Here is a 26,097-nt window from a genome sequence, read left to right on the forward strand (position 1 = left end):
GTTCACAAGATGGAATGATAGATGTGTAGTGTATGCGGTTTTGAAGGTATATCGGAAAAACCATCGGAGAGATCCGATGGTTTTTTACTGTTAAAAAATAAAAGAAAGAGCGCTGCTAATGAGAAAAAATACTCATTAACAGCGCTTTTCATTTCACAGAAAAAGCAGTATTATGGGGTTAGAAGAGTCTAACACAAAACAGACTCTTACACACTCAGGAAAAAAGATGCAGGGAGGAAAGTTATGTTTCTTGAGATTAATAACCTGAAGAAGAGTTTTGGAACCGGTGAAAGCCGTGTGGAGGTCTTAAAGGGAATTCAGTTTTCTGTGGAAAAAGGTGAAATCTGTGTTCTCCTCGGTCCATCTGGTTCCGGTAAATCGACACTGTTGAATATTATCGGCGGAATCGACGAGGCGGACAGCGGTTCGATCGTGATTGAAGGCGAAAAAATTGAGGATATGAATGAAAAAACGCTGACACGGTATAGACGAAAACATTTAGGATACGTTTTCCAGATGTACAATCTGATTCCAAACCTGACGGTGAAAGAAAATATGGAAGTTGGCGCATACTTAAGCGATCATCCGCTCGACATCAACGATCTGTTAAAGACACTGGGGCTCTATGACCACCGCGACAAGCTGCCGAACCAGCTCTCTGGCGGTCAGCAGCAGCGTACTTCAATCGGAAGAGCTATCATCAAAAATCCAAGCATTCTGCTCTGTGATGAGCCGACAGGTGCACTCGATTACCATACTTCAAAAGAAATTTTGAAGCTGATCGAGGACGTCAATCAGAAGTACGGCAACACCGTCATCATGGTAACACACAATGATGCGATCAAAAACATGGCGGACCGCGTGATTCGTCTGCGCGACGGCCAGATCCGTAAAAACTACGTCAATGAGACCAAAATCGCCGCCGGCGATCTGGACTGGTAAAGCGGGGTGGAAGTATGAAAAATCCATTACGAAAACGCCTGCTGCGGGAACTGAAGAACGATATTGGAAAATATCTCGTTATTTTTCTGTTTATGACGGCGACGATTGGCTTTGTGTCCGGTTTTCTCGTTGTGGATGAGAGCATGCTGTATGCTTACGATGAAAGCTTTGAAAAATACAACGTGGAAAACGGAAATTTTACAACAGAACAGAAGCTCACCGACAACCAGAGAACACGGCTGGAAAAAGAGAAGGTAACGATTTACGAGAATTTCTATAAAGACGAAGATGCCGACACGGATCTGGATTCGGAACCAGAGAGCACGATCCGTCTTTTTAAAAACAGAACAGAGGTCAATCTGGTCTGCCTGATGAAAGGCGAAATGCCGCAGCAGAAGGATGAAATTGCAATTGACCGTATGTATGCGGACAATAATGACCTGCAGGTCGGTGATGTGATCTCGGTTGATAAAAAAGAACTGACGGTTACCGGTCTTGTGGCACTTTCGGATTACAGTGCGCTGTTCAGCAATTCGAGTGACATGATGTTCGATGCGGTTAAATTCGGTGTGGGAATCATGACCGAAGAAGGGTATGATGCCATTACCGATGACCATATCAAATACTGCTATTCCTGGAAATATGATACGGAACCGAAAGATGAAAACGAGGAAAAAGAATGGTCCGATGATTTCGTCGAGGTTCTGGCGGCTCATTCCTCGCTGACGGGTTATCTGCCGCGCTACGGCAATCAGGCAATCAAATTTACCGGCGACGATATGGGCGGTGACAAGGTGATGGTGGAGGTACTGCTGTACATCCTGATTGCCATCATGGCGTTTATTTTTGCAGTTACGACAAACAATACGATTGTAAAAGAAGCGTCGGTGATCGGAACGCTGCGCGCATCCGGCTATACGAGACGGGAACTTCTGCTGCATTATCTGTCCCTGCCGGTACTGATTACGATTTTGTCGGCGGTGATTGGAAATATTCTGGGATACACCGTGTTTAAAGATATCTGCGCCGGTATGTATTATGGAAGCTACAGTCTGCCGACATATCAGACGCGGTGGAATGCCAATGCATTTCTGCTCACGACCGTAATTCCGGCAATTCTGATGTTTGTGATCAACGCGGTGCTGATTTCCGGCCGTCTGCGTCTGTCACCGCTGCGTTTTCTGCGCCACGATTTTGCAAAGAAAGGAAAAAGCCATGCGGTGCGTCTTCCGAACTTCCGGTTCTTCTCGCGGTTTCGTCTGCGGATCCTGCTGCAGAACAAATCGAGTTACTTTACCCTGTTTCTCGGTATCGTATTTGCCAATATTCTGTTGCTGTTCGGTATGATGATGAAACCGCTGCTGTCACATTACCAGACGGAGGCGGTGGAAAATATGCTGGCAGATTACCAGTATATTTTAAATGTCCCGGATCCGATCGATGAGGATGATGAGTACACGCTGATGGGAATTGTGCAGAAACTTCTGACGCCATCGCTGAAGACAAATACGGAAGGCGTGGAAACGTTTGCTCTTACATCGCTGAAAAATATTCCGAAAAACCGGGAGGGCGAGAGCATTTCGGTATATGGAATTCAGAAAGACAGCAAATATGTTTCCGCTGAACTGTTTGAGGACGGCGTGACGATTTCCGACGGTTATGCCGAAAAATATGGAATGAAAGTCGGCGATACACTGGAACTGAAAGAGCCGTATGAGGACAAAACGTACAGCTTTGAAGTAAAAAGCATTTATGCCTACCCGGGAGCCCTTGCGGTATTTCTGCCGATGGATGTCTTCTGCGAGGAATTCGATCATCCAGAGGACTACTTTAACGGCTATTTCTCCAACGAGCCGATCACGGACCTGGAGGAATCGTATATCGCGACGAAAATTACGGAAGATGATATGACAAAGATTTCACGGCAGCTCAATGTGTCGATGGGAGAAATGTTCCAGCTGATCAATGTTTTCTCGATTGTACTGTTCATGCTGCTGATTTATCTGCTGACGAAGCTGATCATCGAGAAGAATACGACTTCGATTTCGATGGTAAAGATTCTCGGCTACGAGAACAGGGAAATTTTGAGTCTGTATTTGACGGCGACAACCTGGGTTGTGATCGTCTCAATCGGTGTCAGCCTGATCATTGCCTCCGCGCTGATCCGCCAGATTTATGTCATTATGCTTTCCGAGTACAGCGGCTGGCTGACATACTATATTGATCCGGCAATTTACGGAAAAATGTATCTGATGGGCCTTGCGGCGTATGCTGTTATCGCTGTGCTGCAGTTCCGCCACATCCAAAAGATTCCGATGGACGAGGCACTGAAAAATGTAGAATAAAAAAAGTTACAGGAGAAATCTTGACAAGCCCGGGCAAAGTGTGGTATATTGCTCTCAAACTTGGTGTGGATTTTTCAACTTGTAATAAAGTTCTTTTCGCCACGCAATTATCGAAAGCAGATAATTGCGTGGCTTTTTTTGTGGCAATGGAGCAAAGTCCGTGCCTGCACGTAAGCCCACCAACAGAAAAGATCACAAATGGAGGTAATAATGAACGAAAACTTTATGAAAGAAAAGCCAGTATTTCCACTGCTGGTTTCGATGGCGCTTCCAATGGTAATCTCGATGCTGGTCAATTCCTTATATAACATTGTGGACAGCTTCTTTGTCGCACAGATCAGCGAAGATGCCATGACGGCGCTCTCCCTGGTTTATCCGGTACAGAATTTTGTAAATGCCGTTGCCATCGGTTTTGGAATCGGACTGAATGCGGTGATTTCGTATTATCTGGGAGCGGGTGACAAAAAGGCAGCCGGCTGTGCTGCAACACAGGGCCTTGCCCTTACCATGCTGCATGCGGTTATTTTAACGATCGGAAGCCTTCTGGTCATCGAGCGTTTCCTGCGGATGTTTTCTTCTTCCGAAACTGTCATCGATCTTGGTGTCCGGTATTCACGGATTATCTTTCTGTTTACCATAGCAATCATGGCAAACCTTTACTTTGAAAAGGTTTTTCAGGCAGTCGGCCGGATGAAAGTGACGATGACCGGTATGATGGTCGGCTGTATTGTCAACATCATTCTGGATCCGCTCATTATTTTCGGAATCGGACCGTTCCCGCGTCTTGGAATTGAGGGTGCGGCACTTGCAACCGGCATCGGTCAGGTGACACCGGTCGTGATTTACTGGATCATTTACAAGATCCGCCCGATTTCGGTCAAAATCCGTCCGGAATATTTAAAAGAAGGAAAAAATCTGGTCGGAAGACTGTACGCGATCGGCGTCCCGGCGATCCTGAACCTGGCGCTGCCGTCTCTTCTGATTTCCGCACTGAATGGAATCCTGGCCGTGTATTCCCAGAGCTACGTTGTCGTGCTCGGCATTTACTACAAGCTGCAGACGTTCATCTATCTGACAGCAAACGGCATTGTACAGGGCATGCGCCCGATTATCGGCTTCAACTACGGCGCAGGCGAGCATAAGCGTGTGCGGAAGATTTATGAGATTACCCTGATTATGTGTGCGGTGATCATGCTTATTGGAACCGGCATCTGCCTTGCCATTCCGGAACAGCTGATCGGACTGTTCAGCAGCAATCCGGAGACCATCCGTCTTGGCGGACAGGCGCTGACACGCATCAGCGTGGGCTTTTTGATTTCGGCAGTTTCCATCACATCCTCCGGTGCGCTGGAGGGACTCGGAAAAGGCGGATCTTCCCTGATCATTTCCCTCTGCCGAAATGTCATTGTCATTCTCCCGGCAGCTTACCTGCTGTCCCATCTGGGAGGCGGCGTTTTCGTATGGCATGCCTTCTGGATCACAGAGGTCATTTCCGCAGCGGTTTCTCTTGTGGTATACCGCCGCGCAGTACGAAGATAAAAAATATAAGAAGAAAAGAAAAGCGGCCTCTTGTGGAAGGAGGCTTTTCTTTTTATAATAGATAATACAGACGTAAGAATTAAGTAAAGATTTTTTTGAATATTCATGGTACCATTACGGTAGTTAAAAACAGAGAGGATGGAAACGACGTGGAAGAAACAAATATTTTAGTTGTGGATGATGAAAAAGAAATCGCGGATCTGCTGGAAATTTATCTGATCAGCGATGGATTTCAGGTATTAAAAGCGTACAGTGCAAAAGAGGGACTCCGCATTCTGGAGGAGAAAAAAATCGACCTGGTGCTGCTCGATGTGATGATGCCGGATATGGACGGTATTGCGATGTGCCGCCGCATCCGGGAGACGAACAACATTCCGATCATCATGGTAAGTGCCAAAACGCAGGATATCGACAAGATCGTCGGTCTGTCAACGGGAGCAGACGATTACGTGGCAAAACCGTTCAATCCGCTGGAGCTGATGGCGCGTGTAAAATCCCAGCTCCGCCGCTACCGCGAACTGAATCCGTCGAAGCCGCACGAGCGCCAGGAAGTGATTTCCTTAAAGCATCTGGAAATCAACAAGGTAACCCATCAGGTTGTCTGCTACGGAGAAAGCATCAAGTTGACACCGATTGAATTTGATATTCTGTATCTGCTGGCCTCCAACCCGGGCCGCGTGTTCGGTACAGACGAAATTTTCGAGCGCGTCTGGCATGAAAAATTCTATGAGGCGAACAACACGGTTATGGTACATATCCGCCGTCTGCGCGGAAAAATGAAAGACGACACAAGAGAAGATAAGATTATTACAACAGTCTGGGGAGTGGGATACAAAATTGAAGCCTGATTTTATAAAAAACTTCAGCCAGAGGATGGTCTTTGATCTGATTGTAAGTGCACTTGTCACGGTGCTTGTAGTGACGCTTACCGACGGGATTCTGACCTTTTTCGGCAATGGACTGATGAACATCGGTTACCGGAGCGCCTGGATCGGACCGGGAGGCCTCCGCCCATCGGTGCGGACGATGATTCTGACGGCGGCTGCGCTGCTTTCGTTCTGCCTGACCTTTTATTTCCTGATGCGCGAAACCATCCGATACATTGGGAAGATTCTGGAAAAGGTAAAGGAGATATCAGCAGGGGATTTTGATCATCCGATCGAGGTAAAGGGAAATGACGAGTTTTCTGTGATGGCGGAGAACTTAAATACGATGCAGCAGAATATCAAGGAAATTATGGAACGGGAACGGATCGCGGAGCATACGAAAAACGATCTTGTCTCATCCGTGGCACATGACCTCCGTACGCCGCTGACTTCGATTATCGGCTATCTCGGCTGGGTGCGCACGCGGACGGATCTGGATGAGGAGACGAGAAATCATTATATCGATATTGCCTATCAGAAAGCACTCCGTCTGGAGCAGCTCACGAACGAGCTGTTTGGATTCGTCAAGCTGGAGCACAAAGAGATGCAGCTGCATCTCGGAAAACTTGATCTGGTGCAGCTGATGGAGCAGATGCTCGACGAGATGACGCCGTCTTTTGTGAAAAATGAGCTTCAGGTGGAATTTCTGCATGCGGAACATGCGATTTTTCTCGAGGCGGACGGTGAGCTGCTGGCACGGCTCTTTGGAAATCTGCTGAACAATGCTGTCAAATACGGAAAAGAAGGAAAACAGATCCGCGTCTCAATGGAAAAAGAGGGCGAATATGTGGTCACGCGTGTCATTAACTACGGACGGATCATTCCAAAACAGGAACTGGATCATATTTTCCAGAAATTTTACCGGACAGAGCAGTCGAGGAGCCGCGATACCGGCGGGACGGGACTTGGACTTGCGATTGTACAGCAGATTGCGGAACTGCATCATGGACAGGTGCGGGTAAAAAGTGATCTGCAGGGAACCGTCTTTGAGGTGGAACTGCCGGTCGGAATGCCAAAGGGGAAGAAAGAGGACGAAAAGCGATGAACAGGAAAAGAAGAAGCAAAATCTGCTGTCTGTCCGGTATTTTGCTGCTGATTCTGCTTCTGGCGGGAGTTCAGAGGGTGTCTGCGATGACAACGCGGACAGAACTTTATCAGAACACGCCGTCGGATGGCGGAAGAAGCGGCGGGAAAGAAAAGCAGTTTCTTGCCAACAGCTACGCAGGGGAATACCAGATTGATTTTTCTTATGGATTCGAAGGAAACTATCAGGATGGGAATCACGTACCGATTCGTGTGACAATCACAAATGAGAGCGCTGTTGAATTTGAAGGATACTTTGTTTTTCAGATAAAAAACGCCGCGGAATCGATTTACCGCAGAAACAGTGGAGAAGGCATTCTCTCAAAACTGTTTTTGGGGGTCAAGCGGTCGGGCGACGGAAGAAACAGCCTTTTTACGTACCGTTTTCCAATCTATATTCCGGCGAACGGAACCGTTACAAAGACTTTTTCGGCAGGGCTTCTGGTGGAAAATACGTCTTTTTGTGTCCTGTGCCTGGAGAACAGCCAGAGGGACACGGTGTACAGTCGGGAAGAAACGATTTCGAGTGAAGGCTTCTTCCAGTCCAAGGTGGAAGTCTGCGTTGTGGAAGAAGAAACTAATTACGGGCAGCAGCTGAATGGAGTTACGCTGAACGACGGGATTTATGAGGTGGAAGCTGCATCTGTCCGGGCAGAGGAGCTTGTCGGGCTTGCGGAGTCGTATTCGCCGGATGTGCTGATCCTTCTGGAGCAGTCAAAAGAAGAACTGGATGAGACACTCCAGAAAGAAATTGATCTCTGGCAGGCAGAGGGAGGCCTTCTGATTACCTTTTCGGGAAACGAGACATTTGCGGAAAGCCAGCGCAGTGCGTTTAAAGAAGCGCCGGTAGATTTTCTGAAAAATATTCTGGACGAAGAGACCACCAGCCGCCTTCTGGCAAAACGAAATACGAATTATCAGAAATACTATACGATTTCCGATCTTCTGGAAAACACTAGGATCCGGAACCGTCCGAATACGGTGCTGTACGGCGGCCTGATTCTGGTCTATCTGGTTCTGGCAGGGCCGGGATTGTATTTCTTTTTGAAAAAAACAGGAAAACGTCAGTATCTCTGGGGGGCGATCTGTGCCTGCTCGGCCGTCTTTGTTATGCTGATCAGTCTGTTTGGCCAGAGCACGAGGCTCAAGGCCCCGGTGCTGACGTATGTAAGAGAAATCTGGCAGTACGATACATACCAGAAAGATTACATTAATTTCTGTGCACAGGCGCCGTACAATGCTTCCTATGAGCTGTATCTGGATCCGTCCTACGATCTGGTGACGTACAACCGTATGGACTATATGTCCAACAGCACGGCACAGCCGGAAACGGAGGATGCGGAATATGAAAAGACGGAGATCAGTTTCGGAGAACAGAAAAACAGGGCAGAAATTTCCAATCAGGCTGCATTTGCCCTGAATGAGTTCGGCATGCAGCGGATGGAAACGCTGGACGAAGGCGAAGGACTGAAAGGCACGTTTCATTTCTGGGATCAGAAGATCAGCGGAACCGTGGAAAATAAGACAGGCTATGATCTGGAGAGCTGTGTGATCGCCGTTCCAGGTTACTGTGCCCTCATTGGAGACATCAAAAACGGGGAGACGATCACGCTGGATGGAATAGAAGCGGACAGCGTGCGGGATTTCGGAAATTGGAGTGCGGCAGAAGATCTGCCGGAGATAGAGAAAAATTATCTGGACGGCGTCATCTATAATCACATGCCGAACCGGAGTGACAACTGCCTTTTCTTTGGAAAGCTGGCAGGCAATGACGATACGTTCCAGCTTGACAGCGGATACGAAGCGTATGGAATCTCGTATTACTATCAGGAAGTGTTTGTGGACATGAAAGAGGCCGGCGTTGTGTACTGTCCGTATGCGCAGGAGTACAGCGGATGGGACGGCGGAAACACGGTAAGCTTTGAAATGGGACCGAATTCCGGCGGAATCTCGGAAGAGGAAACAGAAGTAACGTATTATCTGAACGGTGTCTTTGAAAACAACAACATCTGGTGTCTGTATGGAATGTATGCTAAAGGCGTGATGCAGCCGGATTCCGAGGGAATCTATGATCCTGCATTCTGGCCGTATGCGATGACGGCGTTAGAAGATAAGATCCAGGCGGCAGAAACCGGCGGGGGAGGAAAACGGGGAACCATTCTTTCGCTTGCTTTCGAGAAAGCCCGCACGGAGGATGGGACCAAGATCCGGAATTTCAATGGAATCATTGATCTGTACAATTTTCAGACGGGAACGTATGATAAAATTTCCGACTGGGAGATCGATTTTGCGAGTGATCCGGCACTGGAGGCGCAGTATGTGAATGCGGACAACCAGATCCGTGTGCGGTACCGTCTTTCCGAAGAGGAAAAGGGAGAAGAGTATCATGAAAATTATGGATACTATGAGGCACCGAATCTGATCGTAAAGGCGAAAGAGATCCCACCGGAGCAATATCTGGAGAATCTGTTAACGGAGGAGCCAAATGCCGATACTGAAAATTGAGAAACTGACCAAAAAATACGGAAAAACATATGCCCTGAACGGTCTTGATATGGAAGTAAAAAAAGGCGATATTTACGGCTTTGTCGGACCGAATGGTGCGGGAAAAACAACGACGCTGCGCATTATTTCAGGGCTTTTAAAGAGCGACGGCGGCGATCTGTGGCTGGACGGCGTGCGGACGACAAAAAATATTCTGAAGCAGAAAAGCCTGATCGGCTTTGTGCCTGATTTCTTTGGCGTCTATGAAAACTTAAGCGTGATAGAGTATCTGGAATTTTTTGCCGCATCGTATGGAATTTACGGGCGGGCAGGAACTGTCCGTGCGCGGGAAGTGCTGGAGATGGTCGAACTATCGGGAAAAGAGGAGCAGATGGTGGATTCGCTCTCAAGGGGCATACAGCAGCGGCTCTGTCTGGCGCGCGCGATGATCCATAAACCGAAGCTTCTGGTGCTGGACGAACCGAATTCCGGTCTGGATCCGCGTTCAAGAAAGGATTTTCAGCTTCTCCTGCAGCGATTGGCGCGGGAGGATTATACGATTCTGATCAGCTCCCATATTCTTTCGGAATTAGCAGATCTGTGCACCAGCATCGGTGTCATCAACGGAGGTGTCATGGTACAGCAGGGAAAGCTGGAAAACATTATGCTTGCGATCGACAGCTCCAATCCGCTGCGCATCACTGTGCTGAACCAGGTGCCAAAGGCGCTGGAACTATTGCGGCAGGATCCGCAGGTCAGCCGCCTTTCTGTGGATGAAAACAAGATTGCGGCCTGGTTTTCGGGAAGCCGGGAGGAGGAGGCGTATCTGCTGCAGAAACTGGTGGATGCCGGAATCCTTGTGGTTTCATTTGCACGGGAACACAACAGCCTGGAGTCCCTGTTCTTTCATCTGACCGGGGAAACGGAACAGAAGAGCCGAAACACAGAAACGTTCGGAAACACGATCGGATAAGGAGGGAACGAAACGTGCGGTTAAATCCTGTATTTGAAAAAGAAATGAAGCGGAACTCGCGGTCATCGCGGATTTCCTGGATTATTTTTGTCTGCAATCTGCTGCTTGCCGTGGTTGCGTTTGTCTGCTATTTCGGGGAGAGCAGCCAGCTTGGCTATCTGGCACCGGTCAGCTACAGCGTTCCGATGAACTGCTATATTCTGATGACGTATCTTCTGTTTATTCTCGTTGTCCTTTCGGTTCCGGCGGTTGCGGGAGGAAGCATTTCGCTGGAGCGTGAGAAAAAAACGCTGGATGTGCTGCTGACGACGAACCTGAACCCGTGGAGAATCATTACGGGAAAGCTGGAGGCATCGCTTGGCGTTGTTCTGATACTGACGGTTTCGGCACTGCCGGTGCTGTCCCTTGTTGTGGTGTTCGGCGGTATCGGCCTTGGCGGACTGCTTCTGATGGCGGGAGGACTTCTTCTGACCGGAATTTTTGTCGGCAGTATCGGCATTTTCTGTTCGGTTGTTTTTAAGCGGACCACACTGGCGACCGTTCTTTCCTATGTCATTGTCGTTTTTCTGGTCGTAGGAATATGCGCCTGCACGGGGCTTGCCTACTACGCAGGACTGCTGCAGCAGGAGATGACGGCAGCTTATCAGCAGATCGATGTAGGAGGTGTAATTTACCTTCTTCTTTTCAATCCGTTTACCTCGTTTGCGGGGATCATCAGCCGCCAGCTTGGGAATGGAAGAGAGATGGAACAGCTCTGCTATCTGCTTGGAAATTACGGACAGAATCCGCTGATCCATTATCTGCCGGAGGCGAGTGCCGTTCTGCAGCTTCTGATATCAGCCGTTCTTCTTGTGACGGCGGGAAGAAAGCTGAATCCATTAAATAAATAACAGGAGTAAAAGAGAAGATGAAACCATTTTGTTTTAGCCTTTCCGGAATTTATGAGTCCGAAGGATATGCCTGGGAGCAGGCGGGAAAGATCTGGGATCTGAGAGAGCTCCGGGGAACTGACGGTTATCTCGATCCGGAGACGGAGCAGTTTCTGGAAGCGGAACTTGGCCGAAAAAAAGAAACGAAAGAGCTGCCGCGGATCCGCCTTCTGGATTCTGGCAATTATCACTATATGAGCAAATTGCTGCTGGGACTGGAAAAAGAAGATTTGTTTTTAGCCGTATTCGACCACCATACCGATATGCAGCCGCCGGCGCTTCTTCCGGTGCTCTCCTGCGGTTCCTGGATCCGGGATGCTGCCGGGGCGTATCAAAACATCAAAGGAATCTGTGTAATCGGCCCGCCGGAGGCGTTGGTGCGGGAAACGGAAGCGATGGAGCATGTCTGGTTTGTGACACAGGAAGAGCTCGACGACGGAAGCGGAGCGGCGAAGATCAAAGAGGTTTTTGCATCCCATGCGGGAACATTTCCGGTATATCTGTCGGTCGATAAGGACATTCTGTCAAAGGAGGAGCTTGATACGAACTGGGATCAGGGAAATGTGCGTGTGGATGAGCTGCTGTCCCTTGCAAAGGACTGTCTTGCGGGGAGAAAGGTGCTCGCGGTCGATCTCTGCGGAGAGCCGTCGGCGAACGCGCCGGAGGCGGAGTGCAGCGCGGCAAGTCTGGTAAACCAGAAGCTGTACGGCGCGCTTGCGGCAAAAATCGAAGATTGACAAAGCCTGGGCAAAAGAGTATCATAAATTCATACCCAGACGGGGTATATAGAGTGACGGAACACAAGGAGGAAACCTCATGGGTGAATGTTGTACACACTGCAGTGAATGCGACCGGAAAAAAGTGCGGGACGAAAAAGAATACAAAGATCTGATCCACCGTCTTTCGAGAATTGAAGGCCAGGTGCGCGGAATACGGGAAATGGTGGAGAGCGACCGCTACTGCGTCGATATCCTGACCCAGGTATCCGCGATCCAGTCTGCATTAAACAGCTTCAACAAGGTACTGCTTTCCAGCCACATCAAATCCTGCGTTGTGGAGGATATCCGGCAGGGAAAAGAAGGCGCCGTGGATGAGCTCTGCAAAACCATCCAGAAGCTGATGAAATAAGAAGGAGAAGAAGAAAATGAAAGCATATGAAAGATTACTGAATTATGTTAAAGTGCCGACACCGAGCGATGAAAGAAGCGGAACACATCCGTCTTCCGCGTGCCAGAGAGTCCTGGCGGAGCAGCTGGTAAAAGAAATGAAGAAGCTTGGCGTGTCGGATGTCCGCATAGATGAAAAATGCTATGTATATGGAAAGATTCCTGCAACGAAGGGATATGAGAGCAAAACAAAGCTGGGTTTTATCGCCCATATGGATACCGTATCGGATTTTGCGGACCATGCTGTAAACCCGGTGGTTCATGAAAATTATGACGGAAAGGATCTGAAACTGTCTGAAAGCGGCAGAACGCTGGAGACTGCGGTATTTCCGCATCTTGCATCCCTGGCCGGTAAAACGCTGATTACAAGCGATGGAACGACGGTACTCGGTGCAGATGATAAGGCAGGAGTAGCAGAGATTATGACGCTGGCAGAAGCGCTTCTTGCCGGAGAATTTCCACATGGGCAGATTTCCATCGCCTTTACACCGGATGAAGAGATTGGAGAAGGTGCTGACTTCTTCGATGTTCCGGGATTCGATGCAGAATTTGCTTATACCGTAGACGGTGGGGCAGAGGGAGAGATCGAGTTCGAAAACTTTAATGCAGCCGGTGCAAAATTTACCGTGACCGGATTTAATGTTCACCCGGGCAGTGCGAAAGATACGATGATTAATGCGATTGCTGTAGCGAGCGAGATTCAGTCTCTCCTGCCGGAAGCAGAGTCTCCGAGAAACACAGACGGATACGAAGGCTTCTATCACCTGACCGGAATGAGCGGTGATGTAGCACATGCCGAGTCGGAATATATCATCCGTGATCACGATGCAGAGAAGTTTGCAGCAAAAGAAGAGAATCTGCGCCGGATTGAAAAAGAGATGAATGAAAAATACGGGGCAGGAACCGTAAAGCTGGAGATCAAAGAGCAGTACCGCAATATGTCCGAGAAGATTCGTCCCTGCTACCATCTGATTGAAAATGCAGAAGAGGCAGCCAGAAGAGCCGGCATGGAGCCAATCATTCTTCCGATCCGCGGCGGTACAGACGGTGCGCGCTTAAGCTTCATGGGTCTGCCGTGCCCGAACCTTGGAACCGGTGGATATGCGTATCATGGACCGTATGAGCACATTACCGTCGAGGGAATGGAACTGGCGGTGGCAATGCTGAAAGAGCTGGTTAAGATTTACGCAGAGTGAAGCTGAAAAGAATAGAGAATGATAAAATAAAAAGTCCGACAGGAAAGCTGCCGGGCTTTTTCAAATAGACAGGATGCAAAGCAACAAAAAACGGAGCCGCACAGGCTCCGCTTCAAAACAGTTCGTAGGGGAATCGAACCCCTGTTTTCGCCGTGAGAGGGCGACGTCTTAGCCTCTTGACCAACGAACCATATGATATAGAACAGAATTTTTAAAAGAGAAGGAACTCTGTGAAACCTTCAACAGTTCGTAGGGGAATCGAACCCCTGTTTTCGCCGTGAGAGGGCGACGTCTTAGCCTCTTGACCAACGAACCGTATGATATAGAACAGAATTTTTAAAGAGAAGGGATTCTGCAAAACCTTCAGCAGTTCGTAGGGGAATCGAACCCCTGTTTTCGCCGTGAGAGGGCGACGTCTTAGCCTCTTGACCAACGAACCATGTCGCTTAAAACAGAATTTTTAAGAGAGAAGGCATCCTGCGAACCTTCAGCAGTTCGTAGGGGAATCGAACCCCTGTTTTCGCCGTGAGAGGGCGACGTCTTAGCCTCTTGACCAACGAACCGTACTCGCTTATAATACACGATGTCTGGAGAAAATGCAAGTGTTTTTTTGAAAAAAATTTAAAAAATTTCAAAAAGTAGCGAAATTCGCATTTTACTTGCATTTTTTGCCAGTTATGGTATGATAAAACAAACAAATGTTCTAAGAAAAACAGAAATACGTTCTAAAAAGAAAGAAAAAAGATTAGAATAGAGAAGGAGAAGACAAATGAAACAGTACAAAGGAGCCATTTTTGATCTGGACGGAACACTGCTCGACTCGATGTGGGTCTGGGATGACATCGATGTTGCATTTTTAAAGAAGAGAGGACTTGAGGTTCCGCCGGATTATCAGGAGGCGATTACACCGCTCGGCTTTCTGGAGGCTGCCCGCTACACGATCAGACGGTTCGGCTTTCCGGAAACGCCGGAAGAGCTGATTCAGGAGTGGCATCAGATGGCGGTCGACGCCTATACGTATGAAGTGGAGTTAAAAGACGGGGCAGCAGAATATCTCCGCTATTTAAAAGAAAAAGGAATCCGCATGGCGGTTGCTACCTCATCGAGCCCGGAGCTGTATGAGCCGGCCTTAAAGAGAAATGGGATTTATGAGTGTTTTAAAGCATTTGTCACCGTCTCGGAAGTAAAGCGCGGCAAGGGCTTTCCGGATATCTACGAGAAAGCGGCTGAAAAGCTGTCTCTTCCGCCGGAAACGTGTGTGGTATATGAAGATATCCTAGCGGGAATCCGCGGCGCCAAAATGGGCGGATTTGCGGCTGTGGGCGTGTATGACAGAAGCGGGGAAGGAAACCGCGCAAAGATGGAGCAGGAAGCAGACCGCTACGTGACTTCTTTTAAGGAGCTGATGAACGGAGGAGATTCTTTCTTCTAAAGAAAATCTTGCTATTCCGGGAAGAAAAATGATATAATAAAATACTGTGCCCCAAAAGGGGACAGACAGAAGTATTTTTAAGAGAAAAAGACAGTAACACATAAGTGAGGATAGAACAGTTATGCCAAAAAAAGAAACGTATGATGCCAGCAGTATTTCCGTGCTGGAAGGTCTCGAAGCAGTGCGTAAGCGCCCTGGTATGTATATCGGAAGTACCTCGCGGAAAGGCCTGAATCATCTGATTTATGAAATTGTAGACAATGCGGTGGACGAGCATCTTGCGGGCTACTGCGACACCATTCACGTAACACTTGAAGCAGACGGCTCGGCGACCGTGACCGACAACGGCCGCGGAATTCCGGTCGGCATGCATGAAAAAGGCGTTCCGGCGGAGCGTCTCGTTTTTACAACCCTGCACGCCGGCGGTAAATTCGACAACAATGCGTACAAGACAAGCGGCGGTCTGCACGGTGTCGGTTCTTCGGTTGTCAATGCGCTTTCCACCTATCTTGACGTACAGGTCAGCCTCGGCGGCTGGGTTTATCACGACCGCTACGAACGAGGTGTTGCCGTACAGGAACTCGATGAGGATGGGCTGCTGCCGAAGATCGGAAAAACGAAGAACAGCGGAACCCGCATCAACTTCCTGCCGGATCCGGAAATCTTTGAGAAAACACGTTTTTCCGCAACAGAGGTCAAAAGCCGTCTCCATGAGACTGCATATCTGAACCCGGCGCTTACCATTTATTTTTCCGATCTGCGCGATGGAAAAGAGGAGCACCTGACGTATCACGAGCCGGACGGCATTGTTGGTTTTGTGCGCGATCTGAATAAGAACAAAGAGGCAATCCACGATCCGATTTATTTCAAAGGGGAATCTGAGGGCATTACCGTAGAATGTGCGTTCCAGTATATCAACGAATTCCAGGAAAACGTGCTCGGCTTCTGTAATAATATCTACAACGCTGAGGGCGGTACCCATATTTCCGGTTTCAAATCGACCTTTACGACGATTATGAACAGCTATGCCAGAGAGATCGGTGTCTTAAAAGAAAAAGACAATAACTTTACGGGATCGGATATCCGAAACGGTATGACCGCTGTTATTTCGATCAAGCACCCGGATCCGCGGTTCGAGGGCCAGACAAAAACGAAGCTGGACAACCCGGATGCGGCAAAGGCCGCCGGAAAAGTAACAGGCGAGGAGATTCCGCTGTATTTCGACCGCAATCTCGAAGTGCTGAAAAATGTTCTTGCCTGCGCTGAGCGATCTGCCAAAATCCGCAGAAGCGAAGAAAAAGCCAAGACAAATATGCTGACCAAGCAGAAATATTCGTTTGATACGAACGGCAAACTGGCAAACTGCGAGAAAAAGGATCCGTCGCTGTGCGAGATCTTTATCGTCGAGGGAGATTCTGCGGGCGGTTCCGCAAAGACGGCGCGTGACCGTAATTTCCAGGCGATTCTGCCGATCCGCGGTAAGATTCTGAACGTAGAGAAGGCTTCTATTGATAAAGTTCTGGCAAATGCCGAGATCAAATCCATGATCAATGCATTCGGCTGCGGCTTTTCCGAGGGTTACGGCAACGACTTCGATATCACAAAGCTCCGTTACGATAAAATTATCATCATGGCAGATGCCGATGTCGACGGTGCGCATATTTCAACGCTGCTGCTGACACTGTTCTACCGTTTCATGCCGGAGCTGATCTACGAGGGACATGTCTATATCGCGATGCCGCCTCTTTACAAGGCAATGCCGTCCCGCGGAAAAGAAGAGTATCTGTACGACGACAAAGCACTGGAAAAATACAGAAAGACACACAAAGAAAAATTTACGCTGCAGCGCTACAAAGGTCTTGGCGAGATGGACCCGGAGCAGCTCTGGGAGACGACACTGAATCCGGAGACGAGACTTTTGAAGCGTGTGGAGATCGAGGATGCCCGTATGGCCTCCGATGTGACGGAAGTACTGATGGGAACCGAGGTTCCGCCGCGGAAAGCATTTATTTATGAGCATGCAACCGATGCAGAGCTGGATATTTAACAGGAAGGACAAAGGAAGATGAAAGAAAAATCAGAAGATCAGATTATACGGACCGAATATTCTGAGGTCATGCAGAAATCTTATATTGATTATGCGATGAGCGTCATCATTTCCCGAGCGCTTCCGGACGTGCGGGACGGTTTAAAGCCGGTACAGCGCCGTACTCTGTATGACATGTATGAGCTCGGCATCCAGTACGACAAGCCGTTCCGAAAGTGCGCGCGTATCGTCGGCGATACGATGGGTAAATACCATCCGCACGGCGACAGTTCCATTTACGATGCTCTTGTCGTAATGGCACAGGATTTCAAAAAAGGGCAGCCGCTTGTGGACGGTCACGGAAACTTCGGGTCGATTGAGGGTGACGGTGCCGCTGCAATGCGATATACCGAGGCGAGACTGCAGAAAATTACACAGGAGGTCTATTTAAAGGATCTCGACAAAGACGTTGTCGATTTCGTACCGAACTTCGACGAGACGGAAAAAGAGCCGTCTGTTCTGCCGGTGCGCGTGCCGAACCTTCTGTTGAATGGCGCAGACGGTATCGCTGTCGGTATGGCAACAAGCATTCCGCCGCACAACCTGTGTGAGATTGTGGATGCGGTCAAGGCCTACATGAAAAACAACGACATCACCGTCAAAGGTCTGATGAAATACATCAAAGGACCGGATTTCCCGACCGGCGGTATTGTCGTCAATCAGGATGACCTGCTGTCGATCTACGAAAAAGGTGTCGGAAAGATTAAAATCCGCGGAAAAGTGGAAGTGGAGAAAGGCAGAAACGGAAAGCAGTATCTTGTGATCACCGAAATTCCGTACCCGATGATCGGTGCGAACATCGGAAAGTTCCTGAACGATGTGGCGGGGCTTGTGGAGAGCAAGAAAGCGCCGGAAATCGTCGACATTTCCAACCAGTCCTCGAAAGAAGGAACACGCATCGTGCTCGAACTGAAAAAAGGCGCGGATGTGGAGCGGATCACGAATCTGCTGTACAAGAAAACACGTTTGGAAGATACGTTCGGTGTCAACATGCTCGCCGTGGCAGATGGAAGACCGGAGACGTTAAGCCTTAAACAGGTGATCGAGCATCACGTTGATTTCCAGTTTGAAGTGGCAACCCGCAAATACCAGAACCTTCTCCGCAAAGAGATGGAGCGCCGCGAGGTGCAGGAAGGTCTGATCAAGGCATGCGATGTGATCGATCTGATCATTGAGATCCTGCGCGGAAGCAAGACACAGAAGCAGGTCAAAGAGTGTCTGATTATGGGAGTGACCGATGGTATCCGCTTCAAATCAAAGTCAAGTGAGCGTATGGCAGCACAGCTCTGCTTTACGGAACGCCAGGCAACGGCGATTCTGGAGATGCGTCTGCAGAAACTGATCGGACTGGAAGTGGAAGCACTCTTAAAAGATCATGAGGCGACTGTGGCGAAGATTACAAAGTACGAGGATATCTTAAATCATTACGACTCGATGTCGGAAGTTATTATGGAAGATCTGACGCAGATAAAAAAAGAGTACGGCCACAAGCGGAAAACGGCGATTGAAAATGCTGAGGCGATTGTTCTTGAGGAGCCGAAGGTCGAGGAGATGGATGTTGTCTTCCTGATGGACCGCTTCGGTTATGCGAAGACGATCGATACGTCTGCTTACGAGCGGAACAAAGAGGCTGTGCACAACGAGAACAAATATGTGTTCCAGTGCAAAAACACCGATAAGATCTGCGTCTTTACGGATCTTGGCATGATGCACAGCATCAAAGTAATGGACATCCCGTATGGAAGATTCCGTGACAAGGGAACGCCGATCGACAACCTTGGAAATTACAGCAGCCAGAAGGAGCAGATGATTTACGTCGATGCACTGGAAAATATCAAGAACAATAAGCTGCTGTTCGTCAGCGCGGCCGGTATGGTAAAACTTGTCGATGGATCCGAGTTTGATGTCGTAAAACGAACGATCGCGGCGACGAAGCTTTCATCCGAGGAGGACCGTCTGATTCTTGCCGAGGTCTGCCAGGAGCAGGAGTATGTGGTTCTGCAGACGAAAAACGGTGTCTTCCTGCGCTTCCTTACGAGTGAAGTGCCGGAGAAGAAAAAAGCAGCCGTTGGTGTGCGTGGTATCCGTATGGCAGAGGACGACGCGGTAGAGCATGCGTATCTGCTGGCAAGCCGGATGGATTACACGATCACGTATCACGACAAAGAGATTTCTCTGACAGCGAAGATTAAGCTGGCAAAACGAGACACCAAGGGAACAAAGATCCGGGTATAACGCAGAGTTTTGTTTATAACCATGAGAAGCACGCTCCGCGGGTTTTTCGAGAGATCACTTGGCAATAAAAGGACACCTGCCCGATACCAGAACGGTACGGGCAGGTGTCCTTTTCGCATAATTTTTTAGTTATTTGAAAAACTGTGGGAAGTCTTTCTTGGGGTTCTTCTTTCAATGGCAACGTACGGACGATGATGACCGACATATTTATAAGCCGGACGGATGATCTTTCCTTCGTTGACAAGCTCTTCGATCCGGTGTGCGGACCAGCCGGAGATACGGGAGATAGCAAAGATCGGGGTGTAGAGCTCTTTTGGAAGGCCAAGCATTGCGTAGACGAAACCGCTGTAGAAATCAACATTTGCACAGACTGGTTTGAGCAGACGGCGCTTTTGGGCGATACACTCGCCGGCAATGCGTTCTACAGACTCATAGAGAGCAAATTCTTTCTCGCGGTGCTTCTCAGCGGAAAGCTTCTTTGCATATTCTTTCAGAATCACACAACGTGGATCGGACAGGGTATAAACAGCATGGCCCATACCATAGACAAGACCAGTTCCATCGAATGCTTCACGATCAAGCATTTTGGTCAGGTAGGTGCGCAGTTCGTTTTCGTCTTCCCAGTTTGTAACATTCTCTTCAATATTTTCAAACATCTCCATAACCTTCAAGTTGGCACCGCCGTGGCGCGGTCCTTTTAAGGAACTTAAAGAAGCCGCAACAGCAGAGTAGGTATCGGTTCCGGAGGAGGAGACAACGTGTGTCGTAAATGTTGAGTTATTTCCGCCGCCGTGGTCTGCGTGAAGAATTAACGCAACATCGAGAACCTTTGCCTCCAGAGCAGTGTAATCTCCATCCGGGTGAAGCATCTGCAGAATGTTTTCAGCCATCGACAGCTCCGGTTTCGGATTTCGGATGATCAGGTTCTGGTTTTCGTGGTAGTGGCGGTATGCATGGTAGCCGTAAACGGCGATCAGCGGCATTTTGGCGATCAGACTCAAAGCCTGGCGGAGGACGTTCGGAATGGAAATGTCATCCGGCTTTTCGTCGTAGGAATACAGGGTCAGCACACAGCGCTGCAGAGTATTCATCATGTTTTTGCTGGTTGCCTTCATGACAACGTCGCGGACAAAAGTGTCCGGCAGCTCGCGGTAGATACTTAAAATTTCGTTGAAATCATTTAACTGCGGTTCTGTCGGAAGAGAACCGAACAGAAGAAGATAGGTAATCTCTTCAAAACCGAAGCGTCGTCCTTCCATACCTTTGATCAGATCTGCGACGTTATAGCCCTGAAAATAGAGACGGCCATCGGTCGGAACTTTTTCGCCGGTGCGCTCATCAATATCGAAGCCGATAACATCGGAAATTTCGGTCAGGCCGGTGAGAACACCTTTACCAGTGGAATCACGCAGTCCCCGTTTTACATCGTACTCAGTGTATAAAGATAAATCAATCTTTCCGGAATCTTTCGTATACTCTACAAGCTGACTGAGCTTGTCTTCCAGATTATCGTATTGCATGGTCATGACAACAGCCCCTTTCTTCCTTTAGTTAAAAACTATACTTACTTTTTTGGCGGTTGTCAATGCTTTTCTTTCAAAATACATTAATTTTTATAAGGAAAAGGGATGGTTTTCCTTAATTTTTGAAAGTAAGGACAAAGTTTATGCATAAAATTTGCGCCAGGGAGGTGAAAACAACAGGGATGGAAACGGCGGGAAATCAGTGGGGCGGAACAAATTTTAGAAAAAGATTCATAAATTTCAAAAAAATGCTTGCAATTTCAAAAAAATACGGTATAATAATGATTGTGTCATTCAGAAAATGAATTTCACAGGCCGAAATAGCTCAGCCGGTAGAGCACTTCACTCGTAATGAAGGGGTCGTCAGTTCGAATCTGATTTTCGGCTTATTCTTTAGAAACCCGCAGGACGTAAGGTTCTGCGGGTTTTCTGGTATCATGAGAAATATGACAGAAATACGAACGCCCTTTACAGGAAAAAGATCTGCTGCAAAGGGCGTTTGCTGTTATAAGTTTCAGGAAGATCAGTTCGTACAGCATATCCTGACGGAGCTTTTGGCCGGGCACTTCAAAGAGCACATCAGCTGTTGCCATTTTCCTGTGCTGCCACCCGTGCGTCGCGTTCCCGGCGGGAAAAGACGCAGCCGCAGTAGTCCTGGCGGTAGAGGCCGTATTCGTGGGAAAGTTCGATGGAACGCTGGTAGCCGCCCCGTTTCTTGAAATCTGAATTGAGATATGGGATCCCGTATTCGGCGGCAAGCCGTTCTCCGATTTCATTCAGCTTTTCCGCGTTTTTCAGCGGGCTGATGGAGAGGGTTGTTGTAAAATAGTCGAGTTTGAGCTGCTTTGCCATTTCGGCCGCTTCGCGGAGCCGCATTTCATAGCAGACAAAACAGCGCTCGCCGCCCTCCGGCACATTTTCCATCCCACGTGTCAGTTTATAGAACCGGTCAGAATCGTACGGGCCGGGGCAGAAGGAAATCGGATGCACCGCGGGAAGAGAGTGGATCAGACGCTGCTGTTCCTCCACGCGGTGCTCGTACTCCGTCGGCGGATAGATGTTGGGATTATAGTAAAAGAGCGTAATGGAAAAATACTGCGACAGATATTCCAGCACGTAACTGCTGCACGGCGCACAGCAGCTGTGCAGCAGCAAGGTCGGAACTTCACCGTGAAGTCCTGCAATCTTCGCATCCAGCTCCTTCTGGTAATTTCTTTTATTGGCCATAATGTATCTTCAAACCTCCTGGTATCTTTCAATCCTTTCTATTATAGCCTCAGCGCGGCTGGGATGCAAGCTGCATATGATATCTTATAGATAGAGGAGGATGCAAAAAAATGGATGATCAAATCCTGTCATTAGAGCATATATCACTGTCCTATCACACCATGAAAGGAGAAACACCGGCGCTGTGCGATCTGACTTTTTCGGTAACCCCGGGGGAATTTGTTGCGCTTGTCGGACCGAGCGGCTGCGGAAAGAGCACGATCCTGAACTTGATTTCCGGTCTTTTAAAGCCGGAGGCGGGAACTCTGCTGAGCCGCGGACGGCCGATCACGGAGGCGGATCTCCATATCGGCTATATGCTGCAGAGAGACCACCTGTTTGAATGGCGGACCATCTACAGCAACGTTCTGCTGGGCCTTGAGATTTCGCGCACGCTGACACCCGAGCGGAAAGAAAAAGTCGGGGAGATGATGGAGACATACGGCCTGAAATCCTTTTCCAATGCCCGTCCGTCCGAACTTTCCGGCGGTATGCGGCAGAGGGCGGCACTGATCCGTACACTGGCGATGGAGCCGGATCTTCTGCTGCTTGACGAGCCGTTCTCCGCTCTCGACTACCAGACGAGGCTGAACGTCTGTGATGATATCGGAAAGATCATCAAAAAAGAGGGAAAGACAGCAATTCTCGTGACACACGATATTTCGGAGGCCATCAGCATGGCGGACCGTGTGATTGTTCTGGCGGCACGGCCGGCATATGTGAAAAAAAAGATTCCGATCCGGTTTGCGATGGAGGAGCGCACGCCGATGAAAGCGCGCAGTGCGCCGGAATTTAAAACGTATTTCAATGCCATCTGGAAGGAGCTGAATGAAAATGCGTGAGCAGGCAAAAACGCCGGAGAGTAGCTTTCAGAGGGCGTATCTCCGGCAGAAAAAAAGAGAACGGGAGCAGGTGCGGGTGTTTCGGGCTTTGCTTCTCGTCAGTTTTCTGGTATTATGGGAGGTGGCGGCGGATCTGAGATGGATCGATCCGTTTATCTTTTCCAGCCCTGTGCGGGTGGGAAAAACGTTCGTGACCCTGCTGACGGAGCAGAACCTTCTGCGCCATATCGGGATCACGGTGTATGAGACGGGAATCAGCTTTCTGCTCGTCTCGGCACTTGGCATGGCGTTCGCTGTGCTTTTGTGGCTCTTTCCGCGCTTTTCTGCGGTGATGGAGCCGTACCTGGTAGTCCTGAACAGCCTGCCGAAATCGGCGCTCGCCCCGCTTCTCATTGTGTGGATGGGGGCAAACGTGAAAACGATCATCACGGCCGGCATTTCCGTTGCGATATTCGGCTCGGTGATCAGCATTTACAGCAGCTTTCAGAGTGTGGAGCCGGATATGCTCCGCCTGATTGCAACACTCGGCGGAACGAAGAAGGATATGCTGTTCCGCGTCGTGCTGCCGTGGTCGTTTCCGGGGCTGCTCGCCGTGTGGAAGGTCAACATCGGCCTGTGCCTCGTCGGTGTTGTAATCGGAGAGTTTATCGGGGCAAGAGAGGGGCTTGGCTATCTGATTATCTACGGCAGTCAGGTGTTCAGATATGCACACGCAAGAGAAGGGAGGATGACAGATGATTGGAATCGTATGTCTGGAAGAACGAAGAGGAATGCAGTTTGGCGGACGACGCGTTTCGCGGGACCGCGTGGTAACGGAAAAAATCTGCGAACTGTGTGAGGGGAAAACGCTCTGGATGAATCCGGCTTCGGAAAAGCTGTTCGCGGAGCAGAAGGAGAGTGGGAAGGTAACACTTCAGGCGGCGGCAGATTTTCTGGAGCAGGCAGGCGAAGGAGAATACTGCTTTGTGGAGAATACGGGACTGCAGGCTGTGGAAGCGAAGATAGAGAAAATCATCGTTTTCTGGTGGAACCGGCATTATCCGTCTGACCGGAAATTCGACCTGGATCTTTCCAAATGGAATAAAGTGTCCGAGGAGGAGTTTGCAGGCTATTCCCATGAGAAAATAACGAAAGAGGTATATGAGAAATGAAAAAACTAAGAAAACAGCTTCTGCTGCTGGCGGCGCTTCTTGCTCTGACACTGACCGGCTGTGAGGCGCAGGATCTTCTCTCGACGGAGAGAGCAGATTCCGGTTCGGAGGTTACGGCCGCTTATACGATGACGGAATCCCAGATTACCGATCAGGCACCGACGGCCGTTTCAGTTCTTGATGTTCCGGAGTTTTCCGGTGAACCGTATGTCGTTTTAAACGGAAATGAGCCGGATTTTACCGATGAGGAAAAGACGACCGAGTCGTACGAGCATTACAGCGATCTGGACAGCCTGGGACGGTGCGGCGTGGCAGAGGCGAATATCGGCCAGGATCTGATGCCGACGGAGAAGCGCGGCGCGATCGGCCAGGTAAAGCCGACGGGCTGGCATACGGTAAAATACGATCAGGTGGAAGGTAAATATCTGTACAACCGCTGCCATCTGATCGGATACCAGCTGACCGGTGAGAATGCAAACGAGAAGAATCTGATCACTGGAACACGTTATCTGAATGTCGAGGGCATGCTGCCGTTTGAAAACATGGTTGCCGACTACGTCAAAGAGACCGGAAACCATGTGCTGTACCGCGTTACACCAATTTTTACCGGGGACAACCTTGTAGCGGACGGTGTGGAGATGGAGGCACTTTCCATGGAAGATGACGGCGAGGGCATTTCCTTCCATATCTTCGCATACAACAATCAGCCGGGCATCTCAATTAATTATGCAACGGGAGACAGCACGTTAAGCGAAAGCAGCGGAACGATGACGGATCAGCAGGAATATGTCATGAACACATCCAGCATGAAATTCCACCTGCCGTCATGCTCCAGCGTCAGCTCGATTAAGGATGAAAACAAGGCGACATATCAGGGACCGCGCGAGGACCTGATCGCCGAAGGCTATGAGCCGTGCGGACGGTGCAATCCGTAAAAGAAATTACAAAAAGAGGGTCGGAACTTTCCGGTCCTTTTTTCTATATAGTAAAGAGAAGCATCTGGAAAGTGAGACAGGAGATGGAAGAGGAGAAGCTGCGTGCGGTTTATTATGCAAGGTGCAGCACCGAGGAGGAAAATCAGAAGGATGCGCTGGTAAGACAGGCGGCGGAGGCGGAAGAGGCAATCCGGGCAAGAGGATGGAGGCTTGTGGATGCCTACGTGGAGAGCCGCTCCGGTACGAGCCGGAAGGGCAGATGGGAATATAACCGCCTGTATGAGGATCTCGAGCAGAACCGGTTTGATGTCGTCGTAATCAAGTCGCAGGACCGCCTGATGCGGAACACGCGGGACTGGTATCTGTTCGCAGACCGCTTAAACTGCGCCGGAAAGCGGCTGTATTTTTATCTGGAGAACACATTCTATTCGCCGGAAGACGCGCTTCTGACCGGCATTAAGGCGATTCTGGCGGAGGAGTACAGCCGGGAGCTGAGCAAGAAGATGAATCTGGCGCACCAGAAACGGCAGCAGAATAATGGAAAGCCGGTGCTGACCTCAAAAAGTTATGGTTACCGGCGGACGGCAGACGGAGCGATTGAGATCATCCCGGAGGAGGCCGCAGTGAAGCGCCGTATGTACGAACTCTGTGCAGACGGTCTCGGCGGACGGAAAATTGCGGCGGTTCTGGCAGCGGAGGGCGTCCGCAGCCGCGCCGGAAAACCATTCTCTGGAACAGACATTATCCGCATGGTGCGGAATCCCATGAATAAAGGCACCGTAGTCATGAACAAGAAGCATTACGATTTTAACACCGGAAAAACGCTCCCTACACCGCCGGGCGGGCAGTACGTCTATGCGGGGAAAATTCCTGCTATCGTCTCTGAAGAGCTCTGGATAGCGGCAAATCGGGCGGCTGACGAGCGTCTCTGCCGCAAAAAGGTGGGCAAATCTGTTCAGACTTGACTGGGTAATCCTGTCCATCCTGATCCTCTGCCTCGTTGCGGCAGGATTGTACGGCATCTTGGGCTGGCTGGAAAAAAAC

The 26,097-nt window shown here is 49.4% G+C and carries 21 protein-coding genes and 5 tRNA genes; 20 read left to right on the forward strand and 6 right to left on the reverse strand.

Annotated elements, in window-relative coordinates; genetic code table 11:
* The first annotated feature begins 243 nt into the window (after positions 1-243).
* The 11 genes from DXD02_RS09465 to pepT all read left to right on the forward strand — a co-directional run bounded on the left by DXD02_RS09465 (position 244) and on the right by pepT (position 13,583).
* Entirely contained in the window at positions 244-942 is a 699-nt protein-coding gene (locus DXD02_RS09465) for an ABC transporter ATP-binding protein (protein WP_055217670.1), read from the forward strand.
* Positions 943-956: 14 nt separating this feature from the next.
* On the forward strand, positions 957-3,287 hold the full coding sequence (locus tag DXD02_RS09470) for an ABC transporter permease (protein ID WP_118666769.1): 2,331 nt from the start codon (positions 957-959) through the stop codon (positions 3,285-3,287).
* Positions 3,288-3,497: 210 nt separating this feature from the next.
* Positions 3,498-4,826 carry an MATE family efflux transporter gene (locus DXD02_RS09475; protein ID WP_117510228.1) on the forward strand — a complete coding sequence of 443 codons (1,329 nt, stop codon included), beginning with the start codon at positions 3,498-3,500 and terminating at the stop codon, positions 4,824-4,826.
* Positions 4,827-4,975: 149 nt separating this feature from the next.
* Complete coding sequence (locus DXD02_RS09480) at positions 4,976-5,674, forward strand: response regulator transcription factor (protein WP_022462401.1); 699 nt, start codon at positions 4,976-4,978, stop codon at positions 5,672-5,674.
* Positions 5,664-6,797 carry a sensor histidine kinase gene (locus tag DXD02_RS09485; RefSeq protein ID WP_055228565.1) on the forward strand — a complete coding sequence of 378 codons (1,134 nt, stop codon included), beginning with the start codon at positions 5,664-5,666 and terminating at the stop codon, positions 6,795-6,797. The genes DXD02_RS09480 and DXD02_RS09485 overlap by 11 nt, the downstream gene beginning before the upstream one ends.
* Positions 6,794-9,340: a hypothetical protein gene (locus DXD02_RS09490; RefSeq protein ID WP_117510227.1), complete on the forward strand. Its 2,547-nt coding sequence runs from the start codon at positions 6,794-6,796 to the stop codon at positions 9,338-9,340. Before DXD02_RS09485 ends, DXD02_RS09490 begins: the two co-directional genes overlap by 4 nt.
* Positions 9,327-10,292 (forward strand): ABC transporter ATP-binding protein, encoded by a 966-nt coding sequence (locus DXD02_RS09495; protein ID WP_117510237.1) that lies wholly within the window; start codon positions 9,327-9,329, stop codon positions 10,290-10,292. The genes DXD02_RS09490 and DXD02_RS09495 overlap by 14 nt, the downstream gene beginning before the upstream one ends.
* A gap of 14 nt (positions 10,293-10,306) precedes the next feature.
* Entirely contained in the window at positions 10,307-11,182 is an 876-nt protein-coding gene (locus DXD02_RS09500; RefSeq protein WP_055217680.1) for an ABC transporter permease, read from the forward strand.
* A 17-nt stretch (positions 11,183-11,199) separates the two neighbouring features.
* On the forward strand, positions 11,200-11,958 hold the full coding sequence (locus DXD02_RS09505; RefSeq protein WP_117510226.1) for an arginase family protein: 759 nt from the start codon (positions 11,200-11,202) through the stop codon (positions 11,956-11,958).
* 79 nt (positions 11,959-12,037) lie between these two features.
* A complete protein-coding gene (locus DXD02_RS09510; RefSeq protein ID WP_022463104.1) occupies positions 12,038-12,349 on the forward strand; it encodes a metal-sensing transcriptional repressor in 312 nt (103 codons plus the stop codon).
* Between the two features lie 16 nt (positions 12,350-12,365).
* Positions 12,366-13,583 carry a peptidase T gene (gene pepT / locus DXD02_RS09515; protein WP_117510225.1) on the forward strand — a complete coding sequence of 406 codons (1,218 nt, stop codon included), beginning with the start codon at positions 12,366-12,368 and terminating at the stop codon, positions 13,581-13,583.
* 118 nt (positions 13,584-13,701) lie between these two features.
* Here pepT and DXD02_RS09520 read toward each other — a convergent pair.
* The 4 genes from DXD02_RS09520 to DXD02_RS09535 form a co-directional block, all read right to left on the reverse strand.
* Positions 13,702-13,773: transfer RNA gene (locus DXD02_RS09520), tRNA-Glu, on the reverse strand.
* Positions 13,774-13,826: 53 nt separating this feature from the next.
* Positions 13,827-13,898: transfer RNA gene (locus tag DXD02_RS09525), tRNA-Glu, on the reverse strand.
* A 52-nt stretch (positions 13,899-13,950) separates the two neighbouring features.
* Positions 13,951-14,022, reverse strand: a tRNA-Glu gene (locus DXD02_RS09530).
* Positions 14,023-14,074: 52 nt separating this feature from the next.
* Positions 14,075-14,146, reverse strand: a tRNA-Glu gene (locus tag DXD02_RS09535).
* Positions 14,147-14,352: 206 nt separating this feature from the next.
* On the opposite strand from DXD02_RS09535, the gene DXD02_RS09540 reads away from it, so the two are divergent.
* From DXD02_RS09540 to DXD02_RS09550, 3 genes are all read left to right on the forward strand, one after another.
* Positions 14,353-15,015: an HAD family hydrolase gene (locus DXD02_RS09540; protein ID WP_117805359.1), complete on the forward strand. Its 663-nt coding sequence runs from the start codon at positions 14,353-14,355 to the stop codon at positions 15,013-15,015.
* Positions 15,016-15,136: 121 nt separating this feature from the next.
* Positions 15,137-17,062: a DNA gyrase/topoisomerase IV subunit B gene (locus DXD02_RS09545; protein WP_117805360.1), complete on the forward strand. Its 1,926-nt coding sequence runs from the start codon at positions 15,137-15,139 to the stop codon at positions 17,060-17,062.
* Positions 17,063-17,080: 18 nt separating this feature from the next.
* Positions 17,081-19,336: a DNA gyrase/topoisomerase IV subunit A gene (locus DXD02_RS09550; RefSeq protein ID WP_117761589.1), complete on the forward strand. Its 2,256-nt coding sequence runs from the start codon at positions 17,081-17,083 to the stop codon at positions 19,334-19,336.
* 125 nt (positions 19,337-19,461) lie between these two features.
* Here DXD02_RS09550 and DXD02_RS09555 read toward each other — a convergent pair whose 3' ends face one another.
* Positions 19,462-20,862 carry a citrate/2-methylcitrate synthase gene (locus DXD02_RS09555; RefSeq protein ID WP_118660491.1) on the reverse strand — a complete coding sequence of 467 codons (1,401 nt, stop codon included), beginning with the start codon at positions 20,860-20,862 and terminating at the stop codon, positions 19,462-19,464.
* A 311-nt stretch (positions 20,863-21,173) separates the two neighbouring features.
* On the opposite strand from DXD02_RS09555, the gene DXD02_RS09560 reads away from it, so the two are divergent.
* Positions 21,174-21,246, forward strand: a tRNA-Thr gene (locus DXD02_RS09560).
* 192 nt (positions 21,247-21,438) lie between these two features.
* On the opposite strand, the gene DXD02_RS09570 is transcribed toward DXD02_RS09560, so the two are convergent.
* A complete protein-coding gene (locus DXD02_RS09570) occupies positions 21,439-22,086 on the reverse strand; it encodes an epoxyqueuosine reductase QueH (protein WP_117761585.1) in 648 nt (215 codons plus the stop codon).
* A 110-nt stretch (positions 22,087-22,196) separates the two neighbouring features.
* Here DXD02_RS09570 and DXD02_RS09575 point away from each other — a divergent pair, with 110 nt between their 5' ends.
* From DXD02_RS09575 to DXD02_RS09595, 5 genes are all read left to right on the forward strand, one after another.
* Positions 22,197-22,967: an ABC transporter ATP-binding protein gene (locus DXD02_RS09575; protein WP_117761584.1), complete on the forward strand. Its 771-nt coding sequence runs from the start codon at positions 22,197-22,199 to the stop codon at positions 22,965-22,967.
* Positions 22,960-23,805: an ABC transporter permease gene (locus tag DXD02_RS09580; protein WP_022463011.1), complete on the forward strand. Its 846-nt coding sequence runs from the start codon at positions 22,960-22,962 to the stop codon at positions 23,803-23,805. The genes DXD02_RS09575 and DXD02_RS09580 overlap by 8 nt, the downstream gene beginning before the upstream one ends.
* A gap of 16 nt (positions 23,806-23,821) precedes the next feature.
* The gene (locus tag DXD02_RS09585; protein ID WP_022463012.1) at positions 23,822-24,118 is read left to right on the forward strand and encodes a hypothetical protein; all 297 of its coding nucleotides are present in this window, start codon (positions 23,822-23,824) and stop codon (positions 24,116-24,118) included.
* Positions 24,115-25,053: a DNA/RNA non-specific endonuclease gene (locus DXD02_RS09590; RefSeq protein WP_117510217.1), complete on the forward strand. Its 939-nt coding sequence runs from the start codon at positions 24,115-24,117 to the stop codon at positions 25,051-25,053. The genes DXD02_RS09585 and DXD02_RS09590 overlap by 4 nt, the downstream gene beginning before the upstream one ends.
* Before the next feature lie 71 nt (positions 25,054-25,124).
* Complete coding sequence (locus tag DXD02_RS09595; protein WP_055228577.1) at positions 25,125-26,018, forward strand: recombinase family protein; 894 nt, start codon at positions 25,125-25,127, stop codon at positions 26,016-26,018.
* Positions 26,019-26,097 lie beyond the last annotated feature (79 nt).

It is taken from the genome of Blautia sp. TF10-30 (assembly GCF_003481245.1).
GTDB classification, from domain to species: domain Bacteria; phylum Bacillota; class Clostridia; order Lachnospirales; family Lachnospiraceae; genus Fusicatenibacter; species Fusicatenibacter saccharivorans.

What these genes read in the sequence shown, in the direction of transcription:
- DXD02_RS09550 (WP_117761589.1), top strand. Translation starts at nt 17,081, where the DNA reads ATGAAAGAAAAATCAGAAGATCAGATTATACGGACCGAATATTCTGAG.
- DXD02_RS09580 (WP_022463011.1), top strand. Translation starts at nt 22,960, where the DNA reads ATGCGTGAGCAGGCAAAAACGCCGGAGAGTAGCTTTCAGAGGGCGTAT.
- DXD02_RS09575 (WP_117761584.1), top strand. Translation starts at nt 22,197, where the DNA reads ATGGATGATCAAATCCTGTCATTAGAGCATATATCACTGTCCTATCAC.
- DXD02_RS09545 (WP_117805360.1), top strand. Translation starts at nt 15,137, where the DNA reads ATGCCAAAAAAAGAAACGTATGATGCCAGCAGTATTTCCGTGCTGGAA.
- DXD02_RS09470 (WP_118666769.1), top strand. Translation starts at nt 957, where the DNA reads ATGAAAAATCCATTACGAAAACGCCTGCTGCGGGAACTGAAGAACGAT.
- DXD02_RS09585 (WP_022463012.1), top strand. Translation starts at nt 23,822, where the DNA reads ATGAATCCGGCTTCGGAAAAGCTGTTCGCGGAGCAGAAGGAGAGTGGG.
- DXD02_RS09570 (WP_117761585.1), bottom strand. Translation starts at nt 22,086, where the DNA reads ATGGCCAATAAAAGAAATTACCAGAAGGAGCTGGATGCGAAGATTGCA.
- DXD02_RS09590 (WP_117510217.1), top strand. Translation starts at nt 24,115, where the DNA reads ATGAAAAAACTAAGAAAACAGCTTCTGCTGCTGGCGGCGCTTCTTGCT.
- DXD02_RS09465 (WP_055217670.1), top strand. Translation starts at nt 244, where the DNA reads ATGTTTCTTGAGATTAATAACCTGAAGAAGAGTTTTGGAACCGGTGAA.
- DXD02_RS09505 (WP_117510226.1), top strand. Translation starts at nt 11,200, where the DNA reads ATGAAACCATTTTGTTTTAGCCTTTCCGGAATTTATGAGTCCGAAGGA.
- DXD02_RS09490 (WP_117510227.1), top strand. Translation starts at nt 6,794, where the DNA reads ATGAACAGGAAAAGAAGAAGCAAAATCTGCTGTCTGTCCGGTATTTTG.
- DXD02_RS09510 (WP_022463104.1), top strand. Translation starts at nt 12,038, where the DNA reads ATGGGTGAATGTTGTACACACTGCAGTGAATGCGACCGGAAAAAAGTG.
- DXD02_RS09475 (WP_117510228.1), top strand. Translation starts at nt 3,498, where the DNA reads ATGAACGAAAACTTTATGAAAGAAAAGCCAGTATTTCCACTGCTGGTT.
- DXD02_RS09555 (WP_118660491.1), bottom strand. Translation starts at nt 20,862, where the DNA reads ATGACCATGCAATACGATAATCTGGAAGACAAGCTCAGTCAGCTTGTA.
- DXD02_RS09540 (WP_117805359.1), top strand. Translation starts at nt 14,353, where the DNA reads ATGAAACAGTACAAAGGAGCCATTTTTGATCTGGACGGAACACTGCTC.
- pepT (WP_117510225.1), top strand. Translation starts at nt 12,366, where the DNA reads ATGAAAGCATATGAAAGATTACTGAATTATGTTAAAGTGCCGACACCG.